The 16,803-nt window shown below is 37.8% G+C and carries 13 protein-coding genes and 1 pseudogene; 11 read left to right on the top strand and 3 right to left on the bottom strand.

Annotation, left to right across the window (positions count from 1 at the left end; all coding sequences use genetic code 11):
* Positions 1 to 4: 4 nt before the first annotated feature.
* On the bottom strand, positions 5 to 1,366 hold the full coding sequence (gene hisS, locus ACOVO2_RS00475) for a histidine--tRNA ligase (protein WP_421768088.1): 1,362 nt from the start codon (positions 1,364 to 1,366) through the stop codon (positions 5 to 7).
* A 273-nt stretch (positions 1,367 to 1,639) separates the two neighbouring features.
* Here hisS and ACOVO2_RS00470 point away from each other — a divergent pair, with 273 nt between their 5' ends.
* The gene (locus ACOVO2_RS00470; RefSeq protein WP_305952949.1) at positions 1,640 to 1,783 is read left to right on the top strand and encodes a hypothetical protein; all 144 of its coding nucleotides are present in this window, start codon (positions 1,640 to 1,642) and stop codon (positions 1,781 to 1,783) included.
* Positions 1,784 to 1,848: 65 nt separating this feature from the next.
* Here the strand turns inward: ACOVO2_RS00470 and ACOVO2_RS00465 are convergent, their stop codons facing one another.
* Together ACOVO2_RS00465 and ACOVO2_RS00460 are read right to left on the bottom strand one after the other, a co-directional pair.
* Complete coding sequence (locus ACOVO2_RS00465; protein WP_421768087.1) at positions 1,849 to 2,709, bottom strand: universal stress protein; 861 nt, start codon at positions 2,707 to 2,709, stop codon at positions 1,849 to 1,851.
* Between the two features lie 510 nt (positions 2,710 to 3,219).
* The gene (locus tag ACOVO2_RS00460) at positions 3,220 to 3,525 is read right to left on the bottom strand and encodes a hypothetical protein (protein WP_421768086.1); all 306 of its coding nucleotides are present in this window, start codon (positions 3,523 to 3,525) and stop codon (positions 3,220 to 3,222) included.
* A 265-nt stretch (positions 3,526 to 3,790) separates the two neighbouring features.
* Between ACOVO2_RS00460 and ACOVO2_RS00455 the strand changes: the two genes are divergently transcribed.
* The 10 genes and pseudogenes from ACOVO2_RS00455 to ACOVO2_RS00410 all read left to right on the top strand — a co-directional run.
* Positions 3,791 to 4,561, top strand: a complete 771-nt coding sequence (locus ACOVO2_RS00455; protein WP_421768085.1) for a class I SAM-dependent methyltransferase — start codon at positions 3,791 to 3,793, stop codon at positions 4,559 to 4,561.
* 131 nt (positions 4,562 to 4,692) lie between these two features.
* Entirely contained in the window at positions 4,693 to 5,445 is a 753-nt protein-coding gene (locus ACOVO2_RS00450) for an SDR family NAD(P)-dependent oxidoreductase (RefSeq protein ID WP_421768084.1), read from the top strand.
* A gap of 97 nt (positions 5,446 to 5,542) precedes the next feature.
* Entirely contained in the window at positions 5,543 to 6,304 is a 762-nt protein-coding gene (locus tag ACOVO2_RS00445; RefSeq protein ID WP_421768083.1) for an SDR family NAD(P)-dependent oxidoreductase, read from the top strand.
* Positions 6,305 to 6,372: 68 nt separating this feature from the next.
* Complete coding sequence (locus ACOVO2_RS00440) at positions 6,373 to 7,191, top strand: DUF5672 family protein (protein ID WP_421768082.1); 819 nt, start codon at positions 6,373 to 6,375, stop codon at positions 7,189 to 7,191.
* Positions 7,192 to 7,301: 110 nt separating this feature from the next.
* Positions 7,302 to 8,477: a glycosyltransferase family 9 protein gene (locus ACOVO2_RS00435; protein ID WP_421768081.1), complete on the top strand. Its 1,176-nt coding sequence runs from the start codon at positions 7,302 to 7,304 to the stop codon at positions 8,475 to 8,477.
* On the top strand, positions 8,470 to 9,726 hold the full coding sequence (locus ACOVO2_RS00430) for a glycosyltransferase family 4 protein (protein ID WP_421768080.1): 1,257 nt from the start codon (positions 8,470 to 8,472) through the stop codon (positions 9,724 to 9,726). Before ACOVO2_RS00435 ends, ACOVO2_RS00430 begins: the two co-directional genes overlap by 8 nt.
* A gap of 86 nt (positions 9,727 to 9,812) precedes the next feature.
* A complete protein-coding gene (locus ACOVO2_RS00425) occupies positions 9,813 to 11,696 on the top strand; it encodes a helix-turn-helix domain-containing protein (RefSeq protein ID WP_421768079.1) in 1,884 nt (627 codons plus the stop codon).
* A 218-nt stretch (positions 11,697 to 11,914) separates the two neighbouring features.
* Positions 11,915 to 13,030: a glycoside hydrolase family 53 protein gene (locus tag ACOVO2_RS00420; protein WP_421768078.1), complete on the top strand. Its 1,116-nt coding sequence runs from the start codon at positions 11,915 to 11,917 to the stop codon at positions 13,028 to 13,030.
* Between the two features lie 152 nt (positions 13,031 to 13,182).
* Positions 13,183 to 16,173 carry a SusC/RagA family TonB-linked outer membrane protein gene (locus tag ACOVO2_RS00415; protein ID WP_421768077.1) on the top strand — a complete coding sequence of 997 codons (2,991 nt, stop codon included), beginning with the start codon at positions 13,183 to 13,185 and terminating at the stop codon, positions 16,171 to 16,173.
* A 13-nt stretch (positions 16,174 to 16,186) separates the two neighbouring features.
* A pseudogene (locus tag ACOVO2_RS00410) lies at positions 16,187 to 16,803 on the top strand (RagB/SusD family nutrient uptake outer membrane protein); the annotation flags it as partial.

The raw sequence follows: 16,803 nt of genomic DNA, 5'->3' as shown, positions 1-16,803 counted from the left end.
GAAACTATACCAATCGACTAATTATTTGTTCGATAGACAGTTTTTCTTGCTCGCCCAAGGTCATATTTTTAAATGTTAGTTCGCCCGATTGCATTTCGTCTGAACCTACAACGATTACATAAGGAATATTCTTGCGATTGGCGTAATCAAATTGCTTTTTGATTTTTGCCGATTCTGGATAAATTTCAGCATTGATGCCAGCATCACGCAATTTTTTTAGGATTGGTAAAGAATATTTTTCAGCATCGGCATCAAAATTTGTTAGTAAAACCTTAGTCGTAACTGATTGATTTTCAACGAACAAACCTAATTCTTCCATCACATCAAAAATACGGTCAACGCCCAATGAAATACCAACTCCCGAAAGTCCAGGCATTCCGAAAGTGCCTGTTAGATTATCATAACGACCTCCGCCCGAAATACTTCCAATTTGTACACCGTTGGCTTTTACTTCAAAAATTGCTCCTGTATAATAGCTTAGTCCACGAGCGAGCGTAATATCAAGTTGCGTATTGGCATTTTCTAAACCAAAACTTTGCACCAAAGACCAAACCTTTTCCAATTCTTCAATACCTTTCAAACCAGTTTCAGAATCTTTCAACCAAGCCTTTAATTTATCAAATACTTGGCTATCAGCTCCTTGTATTTCAAAAATCGGCTGTAATTTCTCAATAGACTCTTCTGAAAAACCACGTTCACGGAGTTCTTCTTCTACTTTTTCTTTCCCAATTTTATCCAATTTGTCAATCGCAACCGTAAGCGGTACTTCACTGCCTTTCACACCGATTACTTCGGCAATACCCGATAAAATTTTACGGTTATTGATTTTAATAGTAAAGTCTTTGATGCCCAAGTTTTGTAAAATTTCCTGCAACATCAACACGATTTCGGCCTCACAAATCAACGAATCGGTACCTACAACGTCGGCATCGCATTGATAAAACTCACGATAACGGCCTTTTTGAGGGCGGTCGGCACGCCAAACTGGCTGAATCTGATAACGTTTAAATGGCATCACCAAGTCGTTGCGGTTCATGACCACAAAACGAGCAAACGGAACAGTCAGGTCATAACGCAAACCTTTTTCTGAGATTTTGTGCGTCAGTTTCTTGAAACCTTCTTCTAAATCTTTCTCGGTCAAATCCTTTGAAAAATCACCCGAATTTAAGATCTTGAATAAAAGTTGGTCGCCTTCATCGCCGTATTTTCCCATTAAAACCGAAAGGTTTTCGATGGTTGGGGTTTCGATTGGTTGAAAACCGAATTTCTGAAAAGTACGCTTAATGGTATCAAAAATATAATTTCGCTTGACCATCACCGACGGTCCAAAATCTCGTGTTCCTCTTGCTAAACTTGGCTTACTCATGTTGTTTTTTAGTATTTTCTAAGAATATTTTTCTCAGAAATACCGTCAGACCTACGGTACAGACGGCGTTTTTTAGACATTTATTTTTATGAAGCACAAAATTAGCTTAAAAAAGTCATTGTTAATTATTAAATGTTAATTGATTTTCGTAGCTTTGCACCCTAATTTTGCCCCAAGCCCCTCAAAAAGGGACTTTAGATATTCCAAAAATTTTTTACTATGCTCTGATTCTCCATTAGTAAATGGGTTTTAGGGTCTAAAATACATAATACAATGGCAGTAACACAGTTGAAGCGTAAAGCAAAAAGAAACCAAGCAGTAGCTAAAAATAGAATTGCAACTATCAAACGTTTATCTTTGAAATTAGATGTTAAGCGTGTTGATATCGAGGCATTGAAAGCAGAATTTACAAAATAATTTTTGTGGTTCGGTTATCGAACAAAAAAAAGAGATACTCGGCGAGTATCTCTTTTTTTTGTTTTTTACCTAAAAGGTATTTCGAATTTAAAAGCATTTTCAGTTGGTTCGCTTTTTTTAGAATAAAAAATAGAAACCTTAGGACTACACGGAAATGAATTAGCAATTATCTCTTCATCCACAAATTTTTCATTCCAGGGAATTACGGCTGCCTCGCAAAGAGTATCTTCAATTTTCAACAAGAAGTTTGATAAATTTCGAGTAGCCTGTAAAATGAAATTGAAAGTAAAATTTGCATCAAAAAAACCTTGATACTTCTTCATTATATTCTGCTTCTTTTCTATACATTCAGATGAATCTACGAAGAAAACAAAATTCAGAAACACATTAAAATAAGAAATATACCTATTAAAAGCAGTTAATTTCTCCAAATCAGATTTTTGTTCTGTATCGGCCAAAATGCTAATATTCTGAGGAAATTCCAAGCGAATTTGGGGTGGAACAATTAGTATACTGACAGGCACATTTTTTAAGACTTGAGTAGAAACACTACCCATTTTCCATGAACTTTGGGCGTTTGAGGTCCCCATCACAATTGTATCAAAGCATTCTAAGCGATGCAACTCCTCTATTTTGTTAGAAATAAGTGATGTGGACGCTACGTATTGGGTAATACTTTTAACTTCGATGTGATCAATACTTCTCACCTTTTTCAAAAGTAAATCTAGCTTTTCTGCACTCTTAGGCTCTAGTACTTTTTCTTGATGGCAATGAAGCAAGGTATATTCACAATAAAGACGCTTGGTTACAACTATCGAATACAAGATCAGATTTTCTGAGTTTTTTTCTAAGTCGATTGGAATTAAAATTTTTCTTGTTTTTTGAGTTGTGAATGACATTTCCGTGTCATTATCATTTTCTTTCATCAGTAAGTAAAAAATTGAGTAATTAAAAATTCATCATATAGGTTTTTGCAAAATTACAAAAACAAAACTATTTTTCACAAAATACTGATAGTCAATTATTTATTCAAACTTACATTTTAGTTTATTTAAGTAAATGTACTTAAATAAATAATATAAAAACTTTATAAAGTATTAAACTGATGTTAGCCAAGTTATTAGAAAATCTATAGAATTGTTTCATTTTGTAGCTGTCGATTTCAATCGTCAACAAAACGATGTAAATAGTTTTTGGAGTTCCATCGGAACGACCGATAGAATCAATGAATCGAGCCCGATGGCTCTGCGTAACATCATCTAAAATTGACCGATAAAATTATAGTTAACCTGAAACAAAAAAAAACACGGCGATCGTAAAAATTAGCCGTGTTGAATCTTAAAAATGAGTAAGTTGAACTAAGATAAACAGCAAGATTGGTGGACGCATTACCTACCCTCCTTTCTTCCGACAGAAACCAAGGCGGTATATAAATGTCACTCTTCTTTGGCGTTATCTATCTTAGTAATCGTAAGTTTCCTTCTGGCGTTTTTATCTCTTTGTTTGAGTGCTTTTTTTATGAGCTTTTTGTTTTCCATTCTCACTTTAAAGATGATAGCTTGCCCAAAAACACAAAGCCCACTATTTATCATAATCAGACTATAGCTCCCTAATAAAAACCAACGTAAGAACGGAGCATTTGTATGCTTTAAATTGGCGGCCTCACTAAAAATACTTAAACCAAAACCAATTAAAATCAGACCTCCGATAGCACTTAAAAGCCATTTAGTATAAAGGCTCATGCGTTTCAACATTTTTTTTCCGGGTGGTTTTTGCTTTTTTACTTCCATCTTCTTGAATCTTTATTGGTACTGGTGTAAAATCTAACAACAAAAATAACTAATTTTGAGAAAAAAACAGAACAATTATCAATTATCCGTTATTAGTTACTCAATTGACTTTCTTAATAATGAGCTGATAATAAACCACTTGACTTGTTTTACAGGAACACTTGCTGGTTAAGAAAAACGCAAAACTCAGAAATAAGAACTCAGAACTCTATTACTCATGGGAAAAATTATTAGTTTTTTACTCCGATTTATACCTCGAAAATACCTCCAATTATTTAGTCATATTCCGCTCAAAATCTATACATTTTTCTTGAAAGGAAACAATGTCGAATGCCCAGTTTGTGATGCAAAACTTACGAAGTTTATGCCCTATGGACGCCTGGTATCTCGTCCGAATGCTCTTTGCCCTAATTGTTTGGCACTCGAACGCCACCGTCTGATGGCTTTGTATCTAAAACAACGCACAAATTTCTTTACGGCTCAAAACCTAAAAGTATTACACGTAGCACCCGAATATTGTTTCATTGATCGTTTCGAGGAAATGAAGAATTTGGAATATATTACGGCTGATATTGAGTCGCCGCTGGCAAAAGTAAAAATGGATATTCATGATATTCCGTTTGAAGCAAATACTTTTGATGTTGCGATTTGTAATCACGTAATGGAACACGTAGACGATTATCACAAAGCGATGTCGGAACTTTACAGAGTTTTGAAACCAAATGGCTGGGCCATTATTCAATCACCACAAGATTGGACAAAAGCCCATACTTTTGAAGACCCGACCATCACTGACCCACGAGAGCGTGAACGAGTTTTCTGGCAAAACGACCACCTCCGTTTGTTCGGTCGTGATTATGGCCGTGAGCTTGAAAAAGCAGGTTTTACAGTAACAGAAGACGATTTTGTAATGAAAATGTCGAAAGAACAAGTGAAGCGTTACTCTTTACCGAGCGAAGAAATTGTTTATTTCTGCGAGAAAAAGTAGGTAAATAATGGCGAAGCGGAACGCCGCCCGTTGATAATTGATACGGGGTCGCCCGTGCGATGGAAAATTATCAATCGAGCGACGTTCCATTATTAATTATTCATTATCAATTATTCATTAACATTCAACCTATGAAATTTAAAGACAAAGTTGTAATCATTACCGGCGGAAACTCCGGTATTGGCAAAGCAGCGGCCATACTATTTGCCAAAGAAGGTGCAAAAGTTATGATTGCCGATTTATCAGAAAAAATGGGCGATGACCTAGTCGAAGAAATAGAAGCAGCTGGCGGAGAAGCAACGTTTATCAGAGTAAACGTAACTGATCTCGATGATGTGCAACGCATGATCGAACAAACCATAAGTCGTCTCGGTCGCTTTGATATTTTGGTAAATTCGGCTGGAATTTTGGGGCCACGTATCCGCACTGATAAATATCCCGAAGAAGATTTTGATAAAGTAATCAACGTAAACGTGAAAGGCCTTTGGAACTGCATGAAAGTTGCTCTCCAGCATTTCATGGCTCAACGCAGCGGTAATATAGTAAATATTGCTTCTGTGGCTGGGCATCTTGGCATGGTTGGCCACATTGCCTATTCGGCAAGTAAGCACGCCGTTATTGGAATGACCAAAACTGCGGGTATTGAATATGCTAAGCACGGTATCAGAATCAATGCAGTTTGCCCTGGATTTACACAAACTCCGATGCTCGAAGGAGCAGACACCGACGATGCGTATTTGGAAGCACTCCAACACGCAACTCCAATGAAACGATTTGGCAAACCTGAAGAAATTGCAAGTGCAATTTTATATTTAGCCGCCGAAGAGTCATCGTTCATGACTGGGCAAAGTATGATTTTGGATGGTGGGCTGATATTGCAGTAGCCCCGCCCCCTAAAGGGGAGTAAAGGTTACGGTGTAAGTCAAAATTATTTTAATATAAATCCCCCTCTAGGGACGGTCCGCCGCAGCGGTTAGGAGTATGAAAAACACATTCGATTTAACAAATAAAGTAGCCGTAATTACGGGTGCGAGCAAAGGGATTGGCGAGGCCATTGCCCGAATATATGCTTCTTACGGGGCAAAAGTTGTAATAAGTAGCAGAAAACAAGCCGATTTGGACGACCTGGCCGCCGAAATAAAAGCCGAAGGTGGCGAATGTGTAGGCATTGCAGCCAACACTGGTGATATGGCACAGCTACGAAACTTGGTTGAAAAAAGCGTAGAAATCTACGGTGGTATCGATATTTTGGTCAATAATGCGGCCACCAACCCTGTTTATGGTCCATCGCTTGAATGTTCGGAAAGTGCTTTCGATAAAATCATGCAAGTGAATGTGAAAGCTCCTTTTGAATTGGCCAAGATGGTTCACCCAATCATGAAATCTCGTGGTGGTGGTAGCGTAATCAATATCAGTAGCATTGCAGGGCATACGCCTGACCCAGGTTTGGGCATGTATAGTGTCAGCAAGGCTTCATTGAATATGCTAACAAAAGTGTTGGCAAAGGAATGGGGAGAAGATGGTATCAGAGTAAATGCGATTGCTCCAGGTTTGATAAAAACCAAATTTAGTCAAGCACTTTGGGACAACGAAAAAACGTTGGCTCATTTTACCAAAAACCTCCCAATTGCCCGTATGGGTAGCGTCGAGGAAATTTCACCGATGGCACTTTATTTGGCTTCGGCAGCATCAGGCTATACAACTGGCGGCATTTTTGCCATTGATGGTGGTACTATAATTTAATTAAAAATTAGGAATTAAGAATTAATAGAAGTGAATAATTCTTAATTCTTAATTCTCAATTCCTAAGAATGAGTGTTTGCGTAATTATTCCAATTTATCAAGAAAAACTAAGCAAGACCGAAGAGATTTCGCTTGCACAAGGTGTACGTGTATTGGGGCATTATCCAATTATTGTGATCAAGCCAAAATCTCTGAATATCAGCCATTTACAGCAGCGGTATTCACAAGTACAATTGGAGGACTTTGATGATTCATATTTCAAAAGCACGCTCTCATACAATAAACTCATGCTTTCGGAAGAGTTTTATAGTCGTTTTTTGAAGTATGAATATATGCTCATTTATCAGTTAGATGCTTTTGTTTTTCGAGATGAGCTGGCCTATTGGTGCAAGCAAGGCTACGATTATATTGGAGCTCCGTGGCGAATAGAGATAGATTTTGACTCAAAAATCAAAGAATTTATTTGGAACGTAAAGAAGAAAATCGCGTTGTGGTTCGACCTCAAAGAGGAACTTTACGGTAAATACGGTCCGAAGGAAATAATTATCAAGCGTGCCGTTGGTAATGGAGGGTTTTCATTAAGAAAAACCAAGAAATTACTGAGTATGATTCCGAGAAATCAAGCAAAAATTGAAGAATATCTCGAAAAAGTAAAAACTCACCCAGCCTACAATGAAGATATGTTTTGGGGAATTGAACTTAATCGATACGTGCCTCAGCTGAAGATTCCCCAATGGCGAACGGCCCTAAAATTTGGCGTTGAACACATGCCCGAAAAAGCATTTCGCCTCAATGGTGGCTTACCGTTTGGCTGCCACGCTTGGGATATTTACGAAACTGAATTTTGGAAAAAAGAGATTGAAAAATTTGGTTATAAATTTGAATAGTCCACAGACGACAGTCAATAGACAATTAAAATAAGACTCTCATCATCAATCAATTACACATAAATACCTGTCTGTGGTCTTGTGGACTATTGACAGTAGACTAAAAAATTATGAGAAAATACTGCGGAACACCACGAGAAACCATTCCTTTTAAAATCATGGATTTTTTTGTGGACATTTATGCAAATCTTTTCTATAAAAAACGAAAACTAGCTCCAATCAATCATGCAGCACCTCGAATATTGGTGGCTTCATTGGGGCATTTGGGTGATGCACTCACGGTGACATACATGTTTCCACTCATTAAGAAAACTTACCCAAACGCCACTATTGATTTACTGACTGCTCAATGGTGCGAGCCTATTAATTTATGCAATCCGCATATCAATCAGACCATTTACATCAATCATTTTCAGACAAACCGACGGAAGATTTCACGTTGGGCAAAGATTAAAGAATTTTATCATACTTTTCGTCAGGCATTGCCTATTCTTCGCCAGACTAATTATGATTATTATGTTGATATACGCTACACCGATGCCGTAGCTCATTTTGTATTGCCTTTTATTAATGTAAAAAAAGCCTATGGCTTTTCGAGACGTGCTTTGGGCGGACTATTAGACAAAGAATTTGATGTTCCAGCTCGTGAGTTTCATCATTTTGAGATGTATTTCATGCTTTTGCGTGAGATAGGTGTAAAGGGGACTTTTGCCGACATCGAGCCTTATTTTCCTATTTCAAATAAAGTAAGTTTAGAGCAGACTCAAGAGAAAATTGGCTTAAAAAATGAGTCTTTTTTTATGATTTTACCAGAAGCAGGAGGCGAACGAAGAATGCTACCTGTTGAGTTTTGGGCAAATTTAATTGAGCGTGTTTTAGAGCAAAAAACACTAAATGTATTGATTTGCGGGCAGACGGATGTACCAAGTAAGATTTTAGATAAAGTGGCCGATAAGTATAAAGCCAATGTTATTGATACTTCGACCAAGATAAGTATTCATGAAATAGCGATACTTGCCAAAAATGCTTTGTTCGCTTGCACACTCGACTCATTTCCAGAGCATTTATGTTGTGTTTTTTGTAAAACTATCACAGTTTATAAGGGAGCAGGTTTACCGTTTTTCCCTTTGGCCAATCTTCCTGTTTACCTCATTCATAGCCACAAACCGAGCGTTGGATTGCCATTTGAGAGAGATAATGTAGAGGTGGTTTATCAAGAAAATGTTGAAACTGATGCAGTGAAAACATTGATTTTGAACAAAATAAGCATTTTTTTAAATGAATAAAGTCATTTTAGATACATCAGTTTTGGGCTTGGGCTATTTCCATGAGCAATCTCGTACTGGAATTTTCAGAGTAGCCGAAGAACTTTTCAAGGGCTTACATGGTAGCAACGAAATAGAACTTTCATTGGCAAATACCGAAAATTTGCCCGAAATGATAAGTTATCTAAAAAAATACTTTCCCGAATCGAAGTTCAACTTGGTCAATAAACAATCTGATAAAGTTAGAGCAAGATTCGAGAGTTCGATTATTTCTATTTTTCCGTTTAAATCTTTACCACAAAAGGCTGTCAGAGAGGCATTTGTGCGTACTCGAGGATATCTAAAACCACAATTTTCGTTCAATCCAAGCTCTTTGTCGGCATACGATATTTATCATTCGCCGTTTTTGCCTATTCCGCGAGAACTAAAAGGTTTTTCCAAACCCAAGAAAATCATCACGATTCATGATTTGATTCCGCATTTGTTTCCACAATATTTCGGCGACTGGAACAAAATGATCATGCGTAAGATTTTAGCAAGCATTGATGAGCATACAACGCCAATCTGTGTTTCAGAAGCGACCAAAAATGATTTGTGTGAAGCAACAGGGATTTCACCCGAAAGAGTTTCGGTGATACATTTAGCAGCCTCAAAAGAAGTTTTTTATCAAGAAAACAATCAAGAAAAGATAGCCAATACCTTAAAAAAATACAATATTTCGACTGAAAATAAGCATCTTATTTCGGTTTCTACCTTAGAGCCTCGCAAAAATATCGAACGCACGATTAGAGCTTTCTTGAAACTCATTCTACAAGAACGTGTTGATGATTTAAACTTAGTGCTTGTCGGCACAAAAGGCTGGCAATTTGATGGCATTTTTGAGGAAATAAAGTCAAATCCTGCACTAAAAGAACGAATCATCACAACTGGTTTTGTGGCTGATGAAGACCTGGCTGCTCTGTATTCTTCGGCCATTGGGTTTGTTTATCCTTCGCTTTACGAAGGTTTTGGATTGCCTCCGCTCGAAGCCATGCAGTGCGGAACGCCCGTGATTTCTTCTACCCAAAGTTCAATTCCAGAAGTAGTTGGCGATGCCGGAATTTTGGTCGATCCAACCGATGAAACTGCCATTTCAGCGGCTATGTTAGAGTTTTATCAAAACGAAAATTGCAGAAATGAGTTGAGTAAAAAAGCTCTTTTGCAAGCAGAGAAGTTTTCGTGGGAGAGATTTACGGACGAACACATCAAAATCTACCAAGAGGTTTCTTAAATTTCATCATTTTTATAAAAGTTTATTGATTAACTTTGATGAACTAACGACAAAATCTTGTCAAAAACCTAAGTTTTTTGACCTTAATGAAGCAATTTTTCTCGATAATTACCATTCTTCTAATTCTATTAGGGAATCATCAGACGCAAGCTCAAATCAAAATTGTGGTTGCTGAGTATCCGGCTTTTCTCGTGCCTGATGGTGAACTATTCATGGCTAGTTCGATTAACAATTGGAGCCCTGGCGACCCCAACTATGCACTCAAAAAAGATATCGACGGCAGCTATTTTATTATTTTACCCGACACCATCCCCTACTTTGAATATAAATTTACGCAAGGAAATTGGATGCTTGTGGAAGGAGGCAAAGACGGACGAAGCCGCCAAAATCGAATCTATGATGCCGTCAACGAAGCCAATCCAAGATTAGTAAACGTAAAAATTGAAAGTTGGGAGTCGAAGCCTTCGTATGTGATGGTAATTGAGAAAATCCCAGAAAACACACCCAAAGATGCTCATATTTATATTACGGGAAATTTTAACAATTGGAACCCCGGAGAAGAAAAATACCGACTAAAACGCCAAGCTGATGGTACGTATCGCACCATAATTTACAGCGATTTAGCTCGCATAGAATATAAATTTACTCGTGGCTCGTGGGAATCAGTCGAAGGGCGTGAAAGTGGAAAAGCCCGCCCGAATAGAATATTTAACCGCTCAAATAGCACAGATTTAAAGACTATTCAAGTAAGTATCGAAAGCTGGGAAGACTTTTCGGGAGCATTTAGCTTTTTCTCTCTATTTGATTTATTGATGCTTTTTGCATCTTTTCAAGGCATTTTGCTCATTATTGCCATTCCCACGATTCATGATTATAACCGAGCGGCAAACCGTTGGTTGGTTTTACTGATAGCTGTTACTTCGCTCATGGTAATGCTGAGAGAAATGTCGAATCATAAAGAATTTGCTCAGACCTATCCTAAACTTTTGCTAATACCCAATTTATTATTGTTTCTCTACGCCCCACTTTTTTATTTTTATCTGAATAAATTGCTGTTTCAGACCAAAAAACTACCTAAAAAGTGGCAACTTCATTTTATTCTGCCTCTTATCCAACTGATTATTTATCTACCTTATTTTCTGATGGATTTCAGCGTATTTAGATTAAAATTGGTCAATGAAGATAATGATTTACAGATCGTTTTTGTGGTGATGGGTACAATTGGCTTGTGTAGTAATTTCTTTTATTGGAATATCTGTCGAAAAATGATACAAACTTACAAGCGAGATTACAGCCATAATTATTCTTACGAACAAAACCTTCAATATCTCAATACTGTACTTTCGATCCAGGCCTTGTGTCTAGTCCTTTGGTTATTTACTGGTTTCTGGACTTTCCTTTCTTATCTCGGATACGTCAATGATAGCCTAATTGCCGAGCGGAGCATCGATACCATTTGGTTGGTATTCTCTACTATTGTTTATTTCTTGGGTTATTTTGCCATTCATCAACCAGAAATATTCAAACTCCCACAGCGAGAGGTCGAATTTTTTCAAAATCCCCTACCAATCAATAACGTCAATGACGACGCCCCCACTCCCGATAAAACCGAAATTATTGATGAAAATATCATAGCTTTGAAAAGTCAGTTAGAAACTTATATGGACAAACACAAGCCCTATGAAAACCCAAAACTGACACTCAATGATCTTGCTGCAAAACTCAAGATTCAGCCGCATGTTTTATCTAAAGTAATAAATGATGGCTTTGATAAAAACTTCTTTGATTTGATAAACACCTACCGAATAGAAGAATTTAAACGCCGTATCGAAGATCCACGCTACAAAAATTACACACTCTTGAGTTTAGCTTTTGAAGTGGGCTTCAATTCTAAAACCGCCTTCAACCGATCATTCAAAAAGATTACCAACCAAACTCCAAGCGATTTTTTTGAACAAATCAATGATTAAATTGCTCATTTTGTAGTTCCACTTTATAAAGTGGACACTCTATCCGCCAGTCTAAACATCTACTTATCAATACATTACATCTACTATTGTATTATTTATTACACTTTTTATAATATTTATAAAGTGGGGCGACACACCCTTATATCAATTGTACTTTTGCAGGAAATACTTTAACTATATTTACCGTATTTCATAAACTTTATTCTTTTTTCTCTTCAATGAAACAAACGTATTTGCTAGGTGCCGCTTTTTTGTTTTCGAGTTTTTGTTGTCAAATCAAAGATATTGAAAAAGAGCCTCTCCTTCTTGGTGGCGATTTATCTTATGTCAATGAAATGGAAGATTGTGGTGGAATTTTTAAAAATAATGGAACAAAGGTTGATCCCTACAAACTCTTCAAAGAGAAAGGTGCAAACATCGTAAGAGTTCGTTTGTGGCATTCGCCCGATTGGACAAAGTATTCAACTTTTGAGGACGTAAAGAAAAGCATTCGCCGAGCCAAAGAACAAAACATGCAAGTGTTGCTCGATTTTCACTATTCCGATACTTGGGCTGATCCTGCACACCAAATCATCCCGAAAGCTTGGGAGAATATCAAAGACACCAAAATATTGGGAGATACTGTCTATGCCTACACTTACAAAGTATTAAACACATTGGCTGATGCCAATCTTACGCCCGAATTTGTACAAGTAGGCAATGAAATCAATAGCGAAGTAATGCAATACACAAAAGATGCTGCCAAAACTATCAACTGGCAACGAAATGTGGCATTGCTGAACAAAGGGATTGAGGCCGTGAATAAAATTTCAGCTACAAGAGGAACAAAAATCCAAACGATGCTACACATCGCCCAGCCCGATGAAGCTTATAATTGGTTTGAAAATGCGAAGAAAAACGGCATCATCAACTACGACTGGATTGGTCTTTCATACTACCCAAAATGGTCGAAGTTTAATCTTTTAGGCCTCACAAATGAAGTAAAAAGAATAAAAGCTGATTTCAATAAACGAGTAATGATTGTTGAAACGGGTTATCCGTATTCGCCAAAAAACTTTGATTCTGCCAATAATTTATTAGACGGCGAAGGAAAAATTTCGGGTTATGACTACACGCCCGATGGACAATTAAAATTTATGATTGACCTAACAAAAGCTGTCGTAAAAGGTGGTGGAGAAGGCATTATCTACTGGGAACCAGCTTGGATTTCGACCAATTGCAATACAGCTTGGGGAAAAGGCTCACACTGGGACAATGCTATTTTCTTTGATGCCGAACGAGGAAATGAAGCTCTGCCAGTTTTCAATTTTTTCAATCAGAATTTATACAAGTAATTTCTACCACAGAGACACAGATTACACAAATTTTCACGGAAAAATTACTCAAATCATTCGTGTAAATCTTAAAATCTGTGCCTCCGTGGTAATCAAACAAAAAACTTTAACTAAATACTTTAAATATTTTAAACAAACTACTTTTCAAAACTATGAACAAATACTTTAACAATTGGAAAGTCTTGACTGCGGCAAACGTCCAACGCACGGCTTACAGCAAGGGTATCGTTTTGGTATTACTTGCGGTAATGCTTACGAGCGTGACTTTTGCACAAAAAACAGTTAGCGGAAAAGTTACTGACCTAACTGATGGTTCTCCATTACCAGGAGTAGCGGTTGCGGTCAAAGGAACAACAACAGGTACACAAACCGATGCCAGTGGTAGCTACCAAGTGGCCGTGCCAGCCAATGCAACATTGGTGTTTAGTTTTATTGGTAAAGCTACGCAAGAAATTGCGGTTGGTAATCGCTCAACGATTGATGTAAAATTAGTTGACGACAACAAAATCTTGCAAGAAGTTGTGGTAGTAGGTTACGGTACACAAAAGAAGAAAGATTTGACCGGTTCGATTACCACAATCACTTCCAATGACTTCGTAAAAGGAAATATCGCTACACCAGAGCAATTGGTTGCAGGAAAACTAGCGGGTGTGCAAATCACCTCAAATGGTGGAGCTCCGGGTTCGGGTAGTCGTATCCGTATTCGTGGTGGTTCATCATTAAGTGCCAGCAACGACCCATTGATTGTAATTGATGGAATCCCGCTCGATAATAGCAATGTTTCGGGAGCTGCCAACCCTTTGAGCTTTATTAATCCGAATGATATTGAATCGTTCAATATCTTGAAAGATGCCTCAGCAGCAGCCATTTATGGTTCACGTGCGGCCAATGGTGTCATTATCATCACTACCAAAAAAGGTAGCAAAAAAGATAAGCTCAATGTGGCGTTTAGTACATTATTTTCGTCGGCTTCAAGAGTAAATAACGTTGATGTACTTACGGCCGATGAGTTCAGAACAGCCGTAAATACTTACGGAACTGCTACCCAGCAAAAACTTATGGGCAATGCCAATACCAACTGGCAAGACCAGATTTTCCGTACAGCACTAAGCAGCGATAATAATTTGAGCGTAACGGGTAATCTAAACCTAATGCCTTATCGTGTATCGGTAGGTTATACCAAACAAAACGGTATTTTGAAAACTTCGTCGATGGACAGAACTTCGGCTTCGGTTGGTCTTACGCCTACTTTCTTGAAATCGAACTTAAAATTTGATATTAACTTCAAATATTCATCAACTAAAAGCAATTTTGCTGATGAAGGAGCAATCGGAAGTGCAATGGGTTTTGACCCAACCCAAAATGTTTATGCCGAAAACAAATTCGGTGGTTACTTCCAATGGTTGGCACAAAACGGCGATTTGGCTGGTTTAGCTCCAGTAAACCCACTGGCATTATTGAATCTAAAAAGTAATATCGGAACGCTGAATCGTATGATTGGAAATATCCAAGCTGATTATAAATTCCATTTCTTCCCTGACCTTCGTGCCGTTTGGAATATTGGTTTCGACCGCTCAAACACGCAAGGCGACCAAACAGAATCGAATTTACTTTCGGCTACCTCTTTCACAAATCAAGGTTCGGTTGGCTATTATACCCAAACACGTAATAACTTCACCAATCAGTTTTACTTAAACTACGTTAAAGACCTAAAAGGGCAGTCGTTCAATATCATGGCGGGTGCTGAAAATCAAGGTTTTGTGAGAGAAAACGAAAACGGAACAACTTACGGAAACAGTGGAGTTGTGCCAGTTTATTCATACTTCAAAACTGACTACGCTCTATTATCGTTTTTTGGTCGTTTGAATTATGCTTTGAATGATAAATACTTAGCTACCGTAACCGTTCGTCGTGATGGTTCGTCTCGTTTTGCTCCAGAAAATCGTTGGGGAACATTCCCATCAGTGGCTTTGGCGTGGAAACTTAATAAAGAATTCAAAAACGATGAGATTTTCTCCGACTTAAAACTCCGCTTCGGTTGGGGACTTACAGGCCAACAAGATTTATCAACGGGTGATTATCCTTACTTGAATGCCTACACAAAAGGACAAGGTTTGAAGTATCAGTTTGGTGATAGATACTACGACGTACTTCGCCCAAATGCCTACGACCCAAATATCAAATGGGAACAAACGGCTTCTACTAACTTAGGTTTAGATTTTGGTTTGAAAAAAGCACGTATTTCGGGAAGTATTGATGTTTACCAGAAGAAAACTACCGATTTGATTAACGAAATCGACGTAGCGGCTGGCTCGAACTTTAGTAATAAAGTAACAACCAACGTTGGAACACTCGAAAACAAAGGTCTTGAAGTAGTGATAAACTATACGCCCATCATGAACAAGAACTTCAACTGGGATATTAGCGGAAACTTCACTTACAACGAAAGAAAAATCACAGCTTTAACCAAAGTTGACAACCCAACTTACGTAGGTGTTTTGGTTGGTGGTATCAGTGGTGGTGTAGGAAACTACGCACAAGTGCATTCAACTGGTTATGAGCCAAATACATTTTTTGTGTATAAACAAGTATATGACGAAGCAGGAAAACCAATCGAAGGGCTTTTTGCTGACCTCAACGGCGATGGAAAAGTTACTGAATTAGACCGCTATCGTTATCAGTCGGCTGTACCTAGATATTTCTTAGGTTTCAGCTCGCAGATGTCATACAAAAAGGCAAGTTTAGGTTTTGTGATGCGTTCAAATATCGGCAACTATGCTTTGAATAATATTTACTCAAGCATGGCTACTTACCAAAACATTACTGGTGCGGGCAATTTCATCAATAACGTTTCGGCCAATGTTTTAGAAACAAATTTCAAAACTCGCACTGACCAAACGATTCTTTCAGACTATTACGTACAAAACGCTTCATTCTTACGCATGGACAACTTGAATGTAGGCTATAATTTGAGCGATTTGTTTAAAGCGAAGAAAATCCAAGCACAATTATCGTTTGTGGTGCAAAATGTATTCGTAATCACGAAATACAAAGGCTTAGACCCAGAGATTACTGATGGTATCGACCGTCAAATCTATCCAAGACCACGCACTTATTCGGTAGGCTTAAACATCAACTTCTAATTCTAAATTTCAAATGAAAAATATATCTAAAAAATTAATAGCAGTTTTAGCACTGATTTTCGTGATGGGGTCGTGCAAAGACTTAGATACCAAGCCTTTTGTTGGGCAAGTATCAGAATTGGTTTATCAAGATGCCAATAATTACAAAGAGATTTTGGCAAAATTATATGCAGGTTTAGCGGTTTCAGGTATCAAACCAAAAGACGATGATGTGGATTTGAAAAACTTCGACGGTGGTTTTCAAGGTTACATGCGTGTGTATTGGTACTTGCAAGAATTTACAACCGATGAGGCAATCGTAGGTTGGGGCGACCCAGGTTTACCTGATTTGCACAAAATGTCTTGGACAGCTTCAAATGCTTGGACATCAGCATTTTATTCAAGAATTTTATTTCAAGCAGCAGTTGCCAACGAATTTTTACGTGAAACTACTGACGCCAAATTGAGTAGTCGTGGTATTGCGAATTCCCAAGACATTAAAAACTATCGTGCCGAAGCTCGTTTTATTCGTGCATTGGTTTACTCGCACGGTATCGACCTTTTCGGAAGTTTACCACTCGTAACCGAAAACGATAAAGTAGGTTCTGATTTGCCAAAACAAGCATCTCGTCAAGAATTATTCAATTACTT

This window comes from Emticicia sp. (genome assembly GCF_049241225.1).
Classification (GTDB): Bacteria; Bacteroidota; Bacteroidia; order Cytophagales; family Spirosomataceae; genus Emticicia.
The sequence above is the reverse complement of the archived record's forward strand: the minus strand, read 5'-3'. Positions and strand labels throughout refer to the sequence as shown.

Excerpts from the sequence above, each read along its gene's own strand:
- hisS (WP_421768088.1), bottom strand. The coding sequence starts at position 1,366 with ATGAGTAAGCCAAGTTTAGCAAGAGGAACACGAGATTTTGGACCGTCG.
- ACOVO2_RS00470 (WP_305952949.1), top strand. The coding sequence starts at position 1,640 with ATGGCAGTAACACAGTTGAAGCGTAAAGCAAAAAGAAACCAAGCAGTA.
- ACOVO2_RS00465 (WP_421768087.1), bottom strand. The coding sequence starts at position 2,709 with ATGAAAGAAAATGATAATGACACGGAAATGTCATTCACAACTCAAAAA.
- ACOVO2_RS00460 (WP_421768086.1), bottom strand. The coding sequence starts at position 3,525 with ATGAGCCTTTATACTAAATGGCTTTTAAGTGCTATCGGAGGTCTGATT.
- ACOVO2_RS00455 (WP_421768085.1), top strand. The coding sequence starts at position 3,791 with ATGGGAAAAATTATTAGTTTTTTACTCCGATTTATACCTCGAAAATAC.
- ACOVO2_RS00450 (WP_421768084.1), top strand. The coding sequence starts at position 4,693 with ATGAAATTTAAAGACAAAGTTGTAATCATTACCGGCGGAAACTCCGGT.
- ACOVO2_RS00445 (WP_421768083.1), top strand. The coding sequence starts at position 5,543 with ATGAAAAACACATTCGATTTAACAAATAAAGTAGCCGTAATTACGGGT.
- ACOVO2_RS00440 (WP_421768082.1), top strand. The coding sequence starts at position 6,373 with ATGAGTGTTTGCGTAATTATTCCAATTTATCAAGAAAAACTAAGCAAG.
- ACOVO2_RS00435 (WP_421768081.1), top strand. The coding sequence starts at position 7,302 with ATGAGAAAATACTGCGGAACACCACGAGAAACCATTCCTTTTAAAATC.
- ACOVO2_RS00430 (WP_421768080.1), top strand. The coding sequence starts at position 8,470 with ATGAATAAAGTCATTTTAGATACATCAGTTTTGGGCTTGGGCTATTTC.
- ACOVO2_RS00425 (WP_421768079.1), top strand. The coding sequence starts at position 9,813 with ATGAAGCAATTTTTCTCGATAATTACCATTCTTCTAATTCTATTAGGG.
- ACOVO2_RS00420 (WP_421768078.1), top strand. The coding sequence starts at position 11,915 with ATGAAACAAACGTATTTGCTAGGTGCCGCTTTTTTGTTTTCGAGTTTT.
- ACOVO2_RS00415 (WP_421768077.1), top strand. The coding sequence starts at position 13,183 with ATGAACAAATACTTTAACAATTGGAAAGTCTTGACTGCGGCAAACGTC.